This window comes from Bradyrhizobium ivorense (assembly GCF_900696085.1).
Classification (GTDB): Bacteria; Pseudomonadota; Alphaproteobacteria; order Rhizobiales; family Xanthobacteraceae; genus Bradyrhizobium; species Bradyrhizobium ivorense.
Window position 1 is genome coordinate 806,768 of record NZ_CAADFC020000016.1, and the last position, 13,734, is coordinate 820,501.

A 13,734-nucleotide genomic window follows, 5' to 3' on the forward strand; every position below is an offset into this window, starting at 1 on the left:
GCGGCGGATTTCGATATTCCCGACGAGGGAATTAGGCGCCGCATGCCCCGTTCACCGCTTAACGCGTGACGTTCGGACGTCAAACTCAAATGACCAACCCCGAGTTGGCTGGCCATAGAGGAACGCGAACGCGTTCACGATTGCTTCGATGCTGATCAGGCTTTCTTCCCGGCTGGCTGAGGGGAAGCGATTGAAAATTTTGTCCCCGGCGATAGCGCCGTCGACGATGACGTGACCGACATGGATTCCATCCTCGGCGTATTCCTCCGCCATGCCCTGCGCGAGCGTTCGAAGCCCAGCCCTCGCTCAGTTGAATGCGCCATGGTTCGGCCTGCCGCGAAGCGATGCGCTGGCATGGCTCGTCCAAGTATTGGCCCAACCTTTCGATTTCCGTCGGTGCTGGACAGCCGGGCTGTTGGCGTTTGCCCTCCGAAGGCGAAGGCCACACGTTCGAATCGTGTCGGGTGCGCCATTTTTGCCATCTCCACTACGGCTTAGCCGAAAATCACTGCCAAAACTGCGAATGACGACTCCAGCCAGCAGCGATATTAAGGTACGCGCATTCAGCAGCGCTGCGCGAAGAATCAGCGCCAATGCGCAAGATCGCATCCACTCTCCAGAAATCTAAGATGACTGCCAACAAGTGACCGTCGCATTGCGAAGGTTTTGCCGCAGACGAAAAGCACGGTTGGACGAATCGTCAACATCGCTTCCGCGCATGGCCCCATCGCCTCGGCCGTACAGTGCGCTTAGATTTCATCACCGACGCGAGAACCGCCGCGTTTCGCGGCTAGCGCAATTCGCGGCACTGGTTCGAGCGCTACTTTCAGGAGTAGAAAATCGTAGAAGATCGTACTTTAGCGCGCAAAATCGCACGATTGTAGCGGGGGAACGACTCGAAGCCCCGACTGCACCGCTTCTTTTCGCCCTCGGATATTGGCGTTGGGCCCGAGTTGCGTATCAGCTCCATCACTCGAGGGCCGAGTTCATGACGCAATGCCGTCGAGATCAACCATATTCCCGACCGGCATCCAGTTAGCGCCGTCAAAGCGGGTGATTTGAAGGTTATGGACGGCACGATAGTCGGTTGGAGAGTTGTTGACCTTGATGCCATCCAGAAACAGCGGCGGCTGCTCGTCCTTCAGAGACGTTGCATGCTTCAGCAGATGTTCGCGCGTGAGTTCGTCGCCACATCGCCTCAAAACCTGCTCGATCATGTAGGCGTTGTTGTAGCCGGGCGTTGCGGTGTTGTCGTCGATGCCAACGGACGGCAGGTATTTCTTCATGAACTCGACATAGGCCCTGACACGAGGCTTGTCGCGCTGGTGCGGATCGGTCGCTATGACTTCCCACCAGGCCGAAATCAGTCCCCTGGCATTGTCGAGACCGGCTGGCGCCAGCGTTCCGCCAACCGAACTGCAATTCGAATTGACGATGTGGAGAGGCTTCCAGCCGAGGGCAGCCACCTTGCGGATGCCTTGTGCCGCGAACTTGGAATAAGTGAGCTGTACGAAGACGTCGGCGCCCGCCCCCTTGCAATCGGCGACCTGGTTGTCGATCGAGGGTTCAGTGATCTCGTGACTGATCTCCTTGACGATGGCAGTGGTGTTGCCGCCGAGCCCTTTCTTGAGACCGCGAAGGAAATCCTTGCCGAGATCGTCGTTCACATACTGAACCGCAATCTTTGCATCCGGCCTTTGGTTGAGGATGAATGCGCCTAGTGCCGCTCCCTGCGCGACGTAGATCGGGTAGAACGGCACGATCCAGGGAAATTCCTTGGGATCGTTGAAACGCTCGGCACCCGATGTCAGGAACAGGTTCGGCACCTTCTTGGCATTGAGATATTTTTGCACAGCGGCATTGGTTGCCGTACCGAGAAATCCCGCGATCGCGAATACCTCTTCGGATTCGACAAGCTTGCGGGTTTGCTCGACCGCCTTCGGCGGCGAGAACGCATTGTCGAGCGAGATCAGGTTGACCTTCCGACCGTTGATACCGCCATTGTCGTTGATCATCTGGAAATAGGCGGTTTGCGCCTGTCCGTAGACGCCATAGCCGGATGCGGGCCCGCTGTAGGGTGCGGTGGTCCCGAGCTTGATCTCCGTATCAGTGACGCCCGGTCCATAGTTGCCGGCCGCGCGCGACCGCGACGTGCCCACGAATGCAAGCGCACTCGCCCCGAGGCCCGCGACCGCCGATCTTCGCGAAATCAGTCCCATGTTCATTCCTCCCCTTTCGATTGTTGGTGATCTTGAAGCTCTTGAATCGGCTCCAATGGTCTGTTGCGCGGGCTCGGCTACGTGAACGTCACGCTGACGGGGCCAAAGCCGGAGATCCTCGCCTCGTAGACTTCGTCGGCCGAGACCGGCGATACCGGGCCAAGGGCTCCCGTCAGTACAACGTCCCCGCTTCGCAGCGGCTGGCCAGCACGCGCCATGGCCCGCGCCAGCCAGAGCGCGGCACGCAAGGGATGACCGAGACAAGCCGAGCCGCAGCCGACGGACACGATCGCCCCGTTGCGGGTCATCGTCATGCCGCAGGCCTCGAGATCCACATCCGTCAACCGCCGGGGCGAAGCACCGAGCACGTAGCGCGCGCTCGAGCCGTTGTCTGCGACGGTATCTAGAATGCTGATCTTCCAATCCCGTATCCGGCTGTCGACCACTTCAAGTGCTGCCACAGCATAGGCGGTCGATCGCATCAGCTCGCCGAGCGTGACGTCTTCGCCGGCGAGATCGCGCTCCAGAACGAGTGCAATCTCGGCTTCGATCCGGGGCTGAATCAGCCGCGCAGTTGCGATCGCCTCTCCGGTCGGGACCTCCATGTCAGCAAACAGGGCGCCATAGTCGGGCTGATCGACGCCAAGCTGCTGCTGTACGGCCTTCGACGTGAGACCGATCTTTCGGCCCACCAATCGTCTCCCGCCTGCGATGCCGCGCCGGGTCACCTCGGACTGCACCGCGTAAGCGATCGCGATGTTACCCTCGCCGATCTCGGCGGCGATCGGCTCAATTGACTGCCGGGCAGATTCCGCGTGTTGCAAGCGGGTCGCAAGCCTGTCAACGAGCGCGTTCATGGCCGGTCCAGGAAGTCGGCGACCAGCGCGTTGAACTCATCGGCCTTCTCCCACTGCGCCCAGTGACCGCATTTGGGATAAACGTGAAGCTGCGCGTTCGGCATGGTTTTGAGCAGAATGAAGGCGGAATCGAGCGGCACGACGCGATCGTCGCGCCCCCACACGATCAACGTCCGGTGCTTCAGCGCAGCCAGATTCTCGCGCCAGATGTCGAGCGGCGGCCGCTTGAAGATGTCGATGACATCCTTGCGTGTCGCGGCCTTCAACCGCTCCTCAAGCAATGCATCGGTGATCGATTTCGTATCGAACACCAGGAGTTCGATGACGCCCTTCAACTTCTGCATCGAAGGACCGTCGCCCGCATGGAACATCGCCATGCGGCGCAGGCCTTCCGTCGGCATCGGCGTGAAGATCGCTTGGCTGCCACCCGTCCCCATCAGCACCAGGCGGTTGACCCGCTCCGGCGCGCGTAGCGCAACCATCAGCGAGGTCGCGCCACCCAGGGAGTTGCCGACAAAACTGGCCGTCTGAACGCCGATCGCGTCCATGAACGCGCGGACGAACTCGCCCATTGCCTCGAAGATCGGTCCGTCCTTCAGCTTGCCTTCGGTCTCGCCAAAGCCGGGTAAGTCAACGACGATGACACGACGGCGCGCCGCCAGCGCCTCAACATTCTTGCGGTAGTTGCTCAGGCCCGAGGCGCCTGGTCCACCACCGTGGACCAGAATCGTCGGCTCTCCCTGCCCGACATCATGATAACGCGTGCGGGTCCCCGCCACGTCGATGAACTTGTCACTTAGATCCACGCTTGATCTCCTGTTCCTGGTAATGACCGATCACATCGGCGGGATGCCGGATTGTAGGTAGCGGTCGCGCAGCTTCCGCTTGAAGATCTTGCCGCTCGCCTCCCGCGGCAGGGTTTCGAAAACGAAGCGCTTGGGCACCTTGAAGCGCGCCAGACGCCTTTCGAGGAACGCCATGACGTCGGCCGGCGCAGGCTCGGCGTCCGGCTCGGCCTCGATCGCTGCAATCAGGCTTTCGCCGAATTCAGCGTCAGGCACGCCGAACACGGCGCAATCTCGTACGCCGGGACAATTGACCAGAACGTTCTCGATCTCAGCCGGGTAGATGTTGACCCCGCCCGAGATGACCATGTCGCGCTTGCGATCGCAGAGGTAGAGGAAGCCGTCGACGTCGAGATAACCGACATCTCCGCAGGTCACGAGCCCGGAACGGTCGACCTCCGAACGCTGCTCCGGACGGCCGTGGTAGGTGAAATCCGAATAGGCCTCCGTGCGCAGATAGATCTCGCCGATGCCTCCCTGGGCGACCTCGCGGCCGGCTTCGTCGTAGATCCTGAGCTCAGTGCCGGTCATCGGCCGGCCAACCGTCCCGGGATGCGCAAGCCATTCCTCGGTGTTGCAGCCGACCGCAGCGCCGGTCTCCGTCGCTCCATAGGTCTCGTGAATCACCGGCCCCCACCATTCAATCATCCCGCGCTTCACGTCCGGCGGACAGGCCGCGCCAGTGTGAGTCACCCAGCGGATCGACGACAGGTCGTACCTGCCGCGAACGGAGTCAGCGAGCCGCAGCAGACGCACGAACATGGTCGGCACCATCGTCAGATGCGTGATCCGATACTCGGCAATGACCCGCAGCAGATCCTCCGGATCGAAGCTCTGTTGCAGTACCGTGAGATCGGCGTGCTGGAAGGCCTGCCGTGCGAAAGCACCGGGCGATGCGTGATAGAGCGGCCCGCAGACGAAAGCGCGCATGCCAGCCTCGATGCCGTAGATCTCGCGAAGCAGCGCCGCGTTCTTCTTGATCTGCTCCGGCGTCATTGGTGCGCGCCGAACGCCCTTCGGATGCCCCGTCGTGCCCGACGTGTAGATCATCGTGCCCCGCGGCGCGCGCGCAGGCTGTTCCCATCGAACGGCGTTGTCGCGAAACAGTGGCCAATCCCGCGCGTGAAAGGGCGATGGTGACGACGAAGCGGTCGCGGCCGCATCATCCATGATAAAAGTCGGCAGTTCGGCCGGAATGACCGGTTGGGCCGCCGCAATCAGATCGCTGTGTCCGATCAAGGCCCGGGGCGTGCAATCGGCAAGAATGTAGCCGATCTCGTCGGCCTTGCTGTGCCAGTTCAATGGGACAACATAGGCACCCAGCAACGCAGCCGCATGCAGGACTTCGAAATAGCAGGGGTCGTTGCGGATCAGCAGCGCGATTGCATCACCTTCGCGGACACCAATTGCGTCAAGTGCCGTGGCCGCACGACTGCCCTGGTCGAGCAGTTGCTGGCGCGCAACGCGACACTCCCCGATCACGATCGTCTTGTCTGCCATTGCGCTCACTCCAGGCAAACCGTCACCCTGGCGCGAGCCGGCGGCACCAAAATGCGGTCGAGCAGCTCGAACGCCTCGTCCGAGAGCGCCAGCGGTATCGAATACGTCAATGCGTCCATATGACCGCTGAGAATGATGGGATACCGCCATTCAGCTTTCGCGATCGTGCGCCCTCGCCCACGCAATTCGAACACCAGCGGTTCGGGCTCGCTGGCGCCATGTCCGCTCTGATAGCCGTCTCCGATGGCATAGATCTCGCACGCAAAGAGCCCGGGACCACGGCGTTGGATCGCGATTTCGATGTCGAGCAAGCCGAATGCCGGATCAGCTGTCGCGCCGTCCTGATAGAAATAGACGAAGGGTATTCGGCCGTATTTGCAAACGCCCCGCGCCGCGTCCGATGGCACCTGCGCATCGCTACGGCCCGGTGTTCTCGGCGGAATTGGGCCGAGCAGACACATTTGAGGCAGTGAGCGACAGTCAGCCATGGGATAGCCCCGTCGGCTTGCCCTTCGCGTGCACTGTTGTGCCATCAAGCGGCGCAACCTCGTAGCGCCGCCCGAGGAAACCAAAGGAATTCTCGGCGAGCACCGCCTCGCTGCTCAGCGCGCGCTTGGCGAACGCACCCGGCTGCTTCTGCCGTATTGCGAAGGGATAGTCGGACCCGACGACGATGCGGCTCTCGCCCACCGCGTGACCGAGGAACGAGAGCGAAACGGAATCGTACAGAATGCTATCGTACCAGAATTTGCGAGCGAGCTTCGATGGCGCCTGCGTCATCCTGCCTTTCGCGCCGAGCCCCCAGCCGAAATCCATCCGCGGCAGTATCCAGGGCAGCGCCCCGCCGCCATGGCTCAGCAGGATTCGCAGCCGCGGAAATCTCTCGGGGACGCCGGCGGCCAACAACGACACGGACGCGAGCGCCGTCTCAAGCGGAAACACGGCCGTGGCCGCGAATTCCGGGCTGGCGCCCACCCGCTCCAGCCCGGCTGGATGCAGCGGATGCACGAAGACGCCGAGATCGAGCGATTGCGCGGCCTCGTAGATCGGAAACAGGATCTCGCTGCCGAGGGCCACGCCATTGATGTGTGTTCCGATCTCGACTCCGGCGAAACCGACCGCCTTGATCTTCTCGAGCTGCCGCACGGCGCGCGGCACATCCTGCATGCATACCATCCCCATCCCGGCGAAATGGTGCGGCGCTTGTGCCACCATGCCTGCAATCTGATCGTTCATGACATCAGCGAGATACTCGGCGTCATCGGGCGGCAGCCAATGCGACAACAGCTCCGGCATCGGCGAGAGCACCTGCATGTCGGTGCCGTCCTCGCGCATGTCGGCAAGCCGACGCTCGACGTCCCACGATCGCGTATCAATCTTTCGAAACGGCTTGCCGGCGATCATCACCGTGGCCTGATCGCCCGTCGAATGCTCGACGCTCGGCCAACGCGCGTCCCGCTTTGGGTCCGCGGGCAGCCGCGCAGGCACAACATGTGTGTGAATGTCAATCACCGTTCCCAACACGCTCTCCCTGTCGCCCTCTTGCGAGCTTCTTGTCGTGGTTCTTGTGCGCTCGCGCGTCACAGAATTCACTTTACAAACAGAAATGATTGTTTTTATCTTGGCTGTCAAGACGCCTTGGAACGTCACGGCAGCGACGAGCGGAAATGTCGCGCCAAGGGAGTGAACGACGTTGGACCTGAAGGAAGCGCGCATCGTGATCGTTGGAGCCGGACAGGCCGGCGCCCGGGCCGCCGAGGCATTGCGCGCAGCTGGCCATCACGGCCCGATCAGCCTGGTCGGCGAGGAAGAGCACCCTCCTTACGAGCGTCCGCAGCTCTCGAAGGCCGTTCTGATCGACAAGGAGCCCAATCCGACGCTCATACGGCAGGCGCAGGATTGGAGCGACCTCGAGGTCGCATTGCTCACTTCGTCCTCTGTGGTGGCGGCCGATGCACAGCGACGCGTTGTCGCCCTTGCGAACGGGCGTGAACTTTCATTCGACCGACTGCTGCTCGCGACCGGGACTCGCGTGCGGCGTTTGGCCGAGCTCGACAACGGCCCGCTTCCCGTTCGCTATCTGCGCAGCCTGGGGGATGCGCTCGCGCTCCGCCCGGAATTAAAGCCCGGACGAAGGATCGCCCTCGTTGGCGGCGGAGTCGTGGGCCTCGAAGTCGCATCCGCCGCGATCCGGCGTGGATGTCAGGTCACCATCATCGAGAAGGCGGACAGCCTGCTGCCGCAGATCGGCTCCGGATCACTCGCCGATTACCTTCGTTCCCTTCATTCATCGAAAGGGGCGAGGATCGTCTGCGGCGCTGTTGCAAAGCGAACAATATCCGGCGGACTGGAACTGAACGATGGTCGCCTCATCCCGGCCGACCTCGCCCTGGTTGGCGTCGGAGTCGAGCCGGTCACCGAACTTGCCCTCCAATTGGGCCTTGATTCGCGACGCGGCATCCGCGTGACGTCGACTGGTGCCACCGCAATCGAAGGCATCTTTGCCGCGGGCGACGTCGCCGAGCAGTGGAGCCCGGGCCACGACCGCTGGATGCGCATCGAGAACTGGGCCAACGCGCAGAACCAGGCAATCGCCACGGCAAGATCGATGGCAGGAATTGAGACGGCTTACGGCGCGCCGCCGTGGTTCTGGTCCGACCAGTATGACGCCAACATCCAGATCGTCGGCAATCCAGCCGGTGGAGACGAGATCGTCAGGGGGGACACCACCGACGGACGCTTTACCGTCGCCAGCGTCCGTGACGGCGAAGTCGTCGGCGGCATCGCCGTCAATTCCGCGCGGGACATGGCAGTGCTGCGCCGTCTCGTCGCCTCACGCAAGCGTGTTCGAAAAAGCGACCTCGAGAATCCGGCATTCGAACTCAAGCGCTTACTCGCTGCCTAGGGAACAGGAAACCGCAATGAACGCAGAACACCAACCCGCACTGCTCGTCGATCCGGCCCAGCGCATTTTCAAGGTTGCGCGCCGCAATTTTGTCGACCCCGAGATCTTCAAATCCGAGAAAGAGAAGATATTCGACCGCTCGTGGCTGTATCTCGGACATTCGTCCGAACTGCCGAAGCCAGGCGACTTCATTACCCGCAAAGTTGCCGGCCGCGGCATTTTGTTCACCCGAGACAGCAAGGGACAACTGCGCGCCCTGCTCAACACCTGCCCGCATCGCGGCGCTCAGGTGTGCCGCGAGCGTAAAGGCAACGCCAAATCGTTCCAGTGCTTTTATCACGGCTGGGTATTCGGGGCGGACGGCAAGCTCCGCAGCCAGCCCGGCGAGACGTCCTACCCGGAGGGCTTCAAGGGCCGCGACACCTCGAATATGCAGCCGGTGCCGCGCTTTGATACCTATCGCGACTTCAACTTCATTTCGTTCGATCCCAACATCATTCCGCTGGTCGACTATCTCGCCGGTGCGAAGGAATTCCTCGACGTCATCTGCGATCAGACCGATGCCGGAATGTCGATCGTCGCCGGCAGCCAGGAATATTCGATCCGGGCGAACTGGAAGCTTCTCACCGAGAACAGTATCGACGGCTATCATGCGGCAACCACTCATGCGACCTATTTTGATATCCTGATGAGCTCGACCGATAATCTCGCTTCCGGCATGGGCGGCGGCGGTTACGGCTACGATCTCGGCAGCGGCCATGCCGTTCTCGAATATGGCGCTCCCTGGGGACGTCCGGTCGCGCAATGGATTCCCGGGTGGGGAGAAACCGGAAAGTCGGAGATAACCCAGCTCTACGACAACCTGGTCAAGCGTCATGGCAAGGACCGCGCCGACCGGATCGCGCGGAAGAACCGCAATCTGTTCATCTTCCCGAACCTTGTCGTCAACGACATCATGGCGCTGACCGTGCGCACCTATTTCCCGATGGCCCCCGACTACATGGTGATCAACGCCTGGGCGCTGGCGCCGAATAATGAATCGGCCTGGGCGCGAAAATATCGCCTCAACAACTTCCTCGAATTTCTCGGCCCGGGCGGCTTCGCGACACCCGACGACGCCGAGGCGCTGGAGCACTGCCAGCGCGGCTTCGAGAACTCGAAAGAGGCGCTCTGGAACGACATCTCGAAGGGGATGGGCAAGGACAAGGCGCATCACGACGACGAGCTGCAAATGCGCGCGTTCTGGACGCAGTGGAACAAGCAGATGTTCCCTGCCCCGGCGTCCGGCATCCAAGGCGTCGCGGCCTGAGGAGAACAACATGCAAGCCCCAAGCCGAAACGACGTGGAAGACTTCCTGTTCAACGAGGCTGAGTTGCTCGATCAATGGCGCCTGCCGGAATGGCTCACGCTGTTCACGGACGATGCAAAGTACGAGGTACCCTGCACCGACCTCCCGACCAACGCCTCGTCGGACAGCAACCTGTTCTATATCGCCGACGATCGCACCCGGCTCGGCGAGCGGGTCAAGCGGCTGATGAAACGGACGGCCCACGCCGAGTTTCCGCATTCGAAGACAAGCCGGATCGTTGGCAACGTCCGGATCCAGGCCAAACGCGAGGACGAGATCGACGTCAGTTGCGTCTTCCAGACACTCCGGACCAAGGACGGCGTCACCGATCTCTACTTCGGAACTAACAAGTATCGGCTTGCGCTCGATGGCGAGGGCCTCCGCATCCGCGAGAAGCGCTGCCTGCTCGCCGGAGACGGACTGCGTCCGAGCGGTCGTATCAGCATCGTTCTTTGAGGCGGAGAACGACATGGTTCTCCGCTTCCAAGGACAATCCGTCGTGGTGACCGGTGCCGCCAGCGGCATCGGCGCGGTCATCGCCCGCCATTTCGCTGATGCCGGTGCACAGCTTGTGCTTTCGGATATCGACGAGGGGCGGCTTGGCGCCGTTGCCGATGACATCGCCGCGAGCGGCGCTAGGCGACCGGTCGTCAAAGCCGGCGACCTGTCCCGCGAAGACGTCGCCGGCGCCGTGATCAAGTCGGCGGTGGACAGCTTCGGGACGCTCGACATTCTCGTCAACAATGCCGGCGGCGGGATCATCAAGCCGTTCCTGGACCACACGCCGGACACGCTACGGACGACCGTCGACCGCAATCTCTGGACTGCGCTCTGGTGCACCTGGCACGCCGTTCCGGTCATGAAGGCCCGGGGCTACGGCCGCATCGTCAATATCGGGGCCGATTCGGTCCGCAATGGGCTCTGGGATCACGCCGCCTATAACGCTGCCAAGGGAGGCGTGCATGCGATGGCGACCGGGTTGGCGCGCGAGTTTGCCAAGGACGGCATCACCGTGAACGTCGTCGCTCCCTGTATCGTCGATACGCCCCAGGTGCGGCAAGCTACCCTCAAGGCGCCGAAGGCGCTGCAACGCTTCATCGACGTCGTACCGATGGGGCGTGCGGCCGAGATGGACGAGGTGGCATCGATGGTTTGCTATCTCGCATCGAAAGAGGCCTCGTTCGTCACCGGGCAGGTCATCAGCGTCAACGGCGGAAGCACCATGCTATGACGACCACGATCAACGGCATCCTCGTGGGCACGGTCCAGGACTTTCCCGAAGGTGAAATCCGTCCCGCCGCGATGCCGGACGGCACCAATCTTGCCATCTACAATGTGGGCGGGACGCTCTATGCGACGGCGGACTTGTGCACCCACGGCGAGGCGTCGTTGTCCGAGGAAGGCATCCTGACCGGAAACATTGTCGAATGCCCCTGGCATTTTGGTACATTCGACGTCACCAGCGGCGCGCCGACCGGCATGCCGTGCACGGTTCCATTGAAGACCTTTCCGGTCAAGGTGATAGAAGACAGCGTCTATGTCGAATTCTGAAGACCCAAAACTCAATTCTCGCCGTGCCGCAGGCTCGTCGCGAACGCCCGCCCCCCGGCAGAAGCTGAGATCGCGCCGCGACAGCACCGCGGAGCCGAAATACGCGCCGCGGCGAACCCAGGCGGAGCGCAGCGAGACCACGCGCAAGCAGCTCATGGACGCAGCGGTCAAGCTGATACGTCAGAACGGCTTCGGCGGCTTGCGAACCGTCGAAGTCGCCGACCTCGCCGGCGTTTCGCGCGGCGCGCTGATGCATCATTTCCCGAGCAAGCACGAGCTTGTGGTGGCCGTGCTGACCTATGTCAACGAGGTCACGTTCACCCAGAGTACACGCCGTGCGCAATCGGCGCGACATGACGGCGGCGATCCGATCGACAGCATCATCAAGGACGCTCAGGACTTCTTCTTCGGCGACTACTTCTTCATCGAGCTCGCCATCGGCATGAGCGATGAAAGTACCCGGCGTCTCAAACGCGAGACCCAGCAGTTCGCCCGGCAGACCCGTTTCTCGATCGAGGCGACCTGGCTCGACACGCTGATATCATCGGGCATCCCGGAACAGCTCGCCAGAGATGTGCTTGCGCTCACGCTGAGCGTGGTGCGCGGCTTCTCGGTCAGAATGCTCATCGAGAACGATCCAGAGCGCTTCTCGCGCCTGCTCGCGGTCTGGCGCAAGATCGTGCGGCAGCACATCGAGGATTCGCTCCCCAAGCCATCGAGAAAGCGGACATGACGGGCCGGAATTCGACCGAGAGAGCGCCACAGAGCCCGCTGATCGCGCTCTGCTACGTCAGGCTCGCAGTCCGTGAGCCGCTCGCGGCGGCGACTTTCGCAACCGACATTCTCGGCCTGCAACCGGTGCCGGACAAGCAAGCCCTGTTCCGGTCGGACGATCGTTATCACACGCTGTCGCTGGTACCGGAGCCGACGGCGTCGTCAATCGGGATCGAGGTATCCGACGAAGCCGCCCTCGAGCGCATCGAACAAGCGCTGCAGACGGACGGTTTCATCGTGCGCCGGAGCAACCGGGACGAATCCAGGCAGCGCTTTGTGCGCGACGCGGTCATCGCGCAAGACGCCAGCGGCAACGAGATCGATTTGGTGTTGCGGCCCGCACAAAGCGGCCGACGTTATTTTCCGAGCCGCGACGCGGGCATCACCGGATTGCAGGGCGTCGGACTGCGGAGCACCCGGTTGAAGGACGACCAGCGCTTCTGGACCTCGATCCTCGGTGCCCGGATCAGCGACTGGGCCGGCGACGTCACATATCTCGGGATCGACCGAAAACACCACCGCGTTGCGCTCTACCCGTCCGACCGCGCGGGGATTCTCTACGTCAGCTACGGCGTCGAGAGCCTGGATGCGGTCATGCAGAGCCACTATTTCGTGCAAGAACGTCAGATCAGGGTTCTGCATGGCCCCGGACGCGAGCCAGCATCGGGACAGATCTTCCTGAGGTTCGAAGGACCCGAGGGGCACGTCTTCTCATACACCCACGGCCTCAACGACATCGAACCCGGTCATCACCCTCGGCAGTTTTCAGCGCATCCCACCTCGCTCTGCGAGTGGGGCAGCCAATGCCAAGGCATCCCCGAACTGCAGCCGGCCGACCACTGATCAACGCCGAAAACAATGGAGGCGCACATGATTGAATTGCGGGATCTCGCCTACGTAAGGCTGGGCGCCTCCAACCTCGAGGACGCGCAAAGCTTTGCCACCAAAAGCCTTGGCCTTCAGGTCGGTGAACAGGCGAAGCAAGCGCTCTATCTCCGCTCCGACGATCGGGCGCACACGCTCTGCTATTTCGAGGGCGATCCGCAGGACCAAACAGTTGCCTTCGAGATCGCCGACCAGGACAAGCTCAATGCCGCGGGCGCCACACTCGACGCGCTTGGTCATGCCGTGCATGCCGGTACACCGGATGAATGCGCGCTCCGCAAGGTCAAAGCGTTCATCGGCTTCAAGGATCCGACCGGCAACCAGATCGAACTCGTCGTGCGCCCCGAACGCAACGGCAAGCGATATTTTGCCACGCGCGATGCCGGCATCACCGGCTTCAGCCATGTCGGTCTCTTTACGACTGATCCGTTGCGCGACGAGCTGTTCTGGACCCAGGTCTGCAATGCCCGCGTCAGTGACCGCATCGGCGATATCGCGTTGATGCGGGTCAACGCCATCCACCATACCGTGGCGCTGGCGCCGGGACGCGGCCCCGGCGTGCATCACATCAACCATCAGGTCGAGAGCAATGACGATGTCTTGCGTTCGTACTATCATTTGTCAGGTCAGCGCGTTCCGATCGTCTTCGGTCCGGGTCGTCACCCAACCTCCGGAGCGCGGTTTCTGTATTTTCAGGGACCGGACGCAATGGTGTTCGAATATTCCGTCGGTGTCGATGAAATCGAGGACGAAGAAGGACACCGACCCCGACAATTCGGCTTCGAACCGTCAAGCCTCTGCATGTGGGGTGCAAGGTCCGGCCGCCCCCGTTAGGCGAAGTCGGCTCTC

At 62.0% G+C, this 13,734-nt stretch carries 15 protein-coding genes; 8 read left to right on the forward strand and 7 right to left on the reverse strand.

Annotated features, from left to right (window positions below; translation table 11 throughout):
• Positions 1 to 51 precede the first annotated feature (51 nt).
• The 7 genes from CI41S_RS23730 to CI41S_RS23755 all read right to left on the reverse strand — a co-directional run bounded on the left by CI41S_RS23730 (position 52) and on the right by CI41S_RS23755 (position 7,137).
• Complete coding sequence (locus CI41S_RS23730) at positions 52 to 273, reverse strand: Rossmann-fold NAD(P)-binding domain-containing protein (RefSeq protein ID WP_244622103.1); 222 nt, start codon at positions 271 to 273, stop codon at positions 52 to 54.
• Positions 274 to 986: 713 nt separating this feature from the next.
• Positions 987 to 2,219, reverse strand: a complete 1,233-nt coding sequence (locus CI41S_RS23735; protein WP_244626669.1) for an ABC transporter substrate-binding protein — start codon at positions 2,217 to 2,219, stop codon at positions 987 to 989.
• Between the two features lie 77 nt (positions 2,220 to 2,296).
• Positions 2,297 to 3,076 (reverse strand): 2-keto-4-pentenoate hydratase, encoded by a 780-nt coding sequence (locus CI41S_RS23740; RefSeq protein WP_139480533.1) that lies wholly within the window; start codon positions 3,074 to 3,076, stop codon positions 2,297 to 2,299.
• Complete coding sequence (locus CI41S_RS23745; RefSeq protein ID WP_139480532.1) at positions 3,073 to 3,882, reverse strand: alpha/beta fold hydrolase; 810 nt, start codon at positions 3,880 to 3,882, stop codon at positions 3,073 to 3,075. The genes CI41S_RS23740 and CI41S_RS23745 overlap by 4 nt, the downstream gene beginning before the upstream one ends.
• A 30-nt stretch (positions 3,883 to 3,912) precedes the next feature.
• Positions 3,913 to 5,421, reverse strand: coding sequence for an AMP-binding protein (locus tag CI41S_RS23750; protein WP_139862150.1), 1,509 nt, complete (start codon positions 5,419 to 5,421; stop codon positions 3,913 to 3,915).
• A gap of 5 nt (positions 5,422 to 5,426) precedes the next feature.
• The gene (locus tag CI41S_RS43635; protein WP_172628159.1) at positions 5,427 to 5,909 is read right to left on the reverse strand and encodes a hypothetical protein; all 483 of its coding nucleotides are present in this window, start codon (positions 5,907 to 5,909) and stop codon (positions 5,427 to 5,429) included.
• A complete protein-coding gene (locus CI41S_RS23755; RefSeq protein ID WP_139861812.1) occupies positions 5,902 to 7,137 on the reverse strand; it encodes an amidohydrolase family protein in 1,236 nt (411 codons plus the stop codon). The genes CI41S_RS43635 and CI41S_RS23755 overlap by 8 nt, the downstream gene beginning before the upstream one ends.
• Between CI41S_RS23755 and CI41S_RS23760 the strand changes: the two genes are divergently transcribed.
• From CI41S_RS23760 to CI41S_RS23795, 8 genes are read left to right on the forward strand one after another with little or no spacing between them, the layout of a single operon-like run.
• Entirely contained in the window at positions 7,115 to 8,326 is a 1,212-nt protein-coding gene (locus tag CI41S_RS23760) for an NAD(P)/FAD-dependent oxidoreductase (protein ID WP_139480529.1), read from the forward strand. The genes CI41S_RS23755 and CI41S_RS23760 overlap by 23 nt on opposite strands.
• Before the next feature lie 16 nt (positions 8,327 to 8,342).
• A complete protein-coding gene (locus CI41S_RS23765) occupies positions 8,343 to 9,635 on the forward strand; it encodes an aromatic ring-hydroxylating oxygenase subunit alpha (protein WP_139480528.1) in 1,293 nt (430 codons plus the stop codon).
• Between the two features lie 10 nt (positions 9,636 to 9,645).
• Positions 9,646 to 10,131: an aromatic-ring-hydroxylating dioxygenase subunit beta gene (locus tag CI41S_RS23770; RefSeq protein WP_139480527.1), complete on the forward strand. Its 486-nt coding sequence runs from the start codon at positions 9,646 to 9,648 to the stop codon at positions 10,129 to 10,131.
• Between the two features lie 43 nt (positions 10,132 to 10,174).
• Positions 10,175 to 10,906, forward strand: coding sequence for an SDR family NAD(P)-dependent oxidoreductase (locus tag CI41S_RS23775; RefSeq protein WP_210241721.1), 732 nt, complete (start codon positions 10,175 to 10,177; stop codon positions 10,904 to 10,906).
• Complete coding sequence (locus tag CI41S_RS23780) at positions 10,903 to 11,226, forward strand: non-heme iron oxygenase ferredoxin subunit (RefSeq protein WP_139480525.1); 324 nt, start codon at positions 10,903 to 10,905, stop codon at positions 11,224 to 11,226. Before CI41S_RS23775 ends, CI41S_RS23780 begins: the two co-directional genes overlap by 4 nt.
• On the forward strand, positions 11,213 to 11,959 hold the full coding sequence (locus CI41S_RS23785) for a TetR/AcrR family transcriptional regulator (RefSeq protein ID WP_139480524.1): 747 nt from the start codon (positions 11,213 to 11,215) through the stop codon (positions 11,957 to 11,959). Before CI41S_RS23780 ends, CI41S_RS23785 begins: the two co-directional genes overlap by 14 nt.
• On the forward strand, positions 11,956 to 12,843 hold the full coding sequence (locus CI41S_RS23790; RefSeq protein ID WP_139861813.1) for a VOC family protein: 888 nt from the start codon (positions 11,956 to 11,958) through the stop codon (positions 12,841 to 12,843). The genes CI41S_RS23785 and CI41S_RS23790 overlap by 4 nt, the downstream gene beginning before the upstream one ends.
• A 15-nt stretch (positions 12,844 to 12,858) precedes the next feature.
• Positions 12,859 to 13,719 (forward strand): VOC family protein, encoded by an 861-nt coding sequence (locus CI41S_RS23795; RefSeq protein WP_347339262.1) that lies wholly within the window; start codon positions 12,859 to 12,861, stop codon positions 13,717 to 13,719.
• Positions 13,720 to 13,734: the final 15 nt, after the last annotated feature.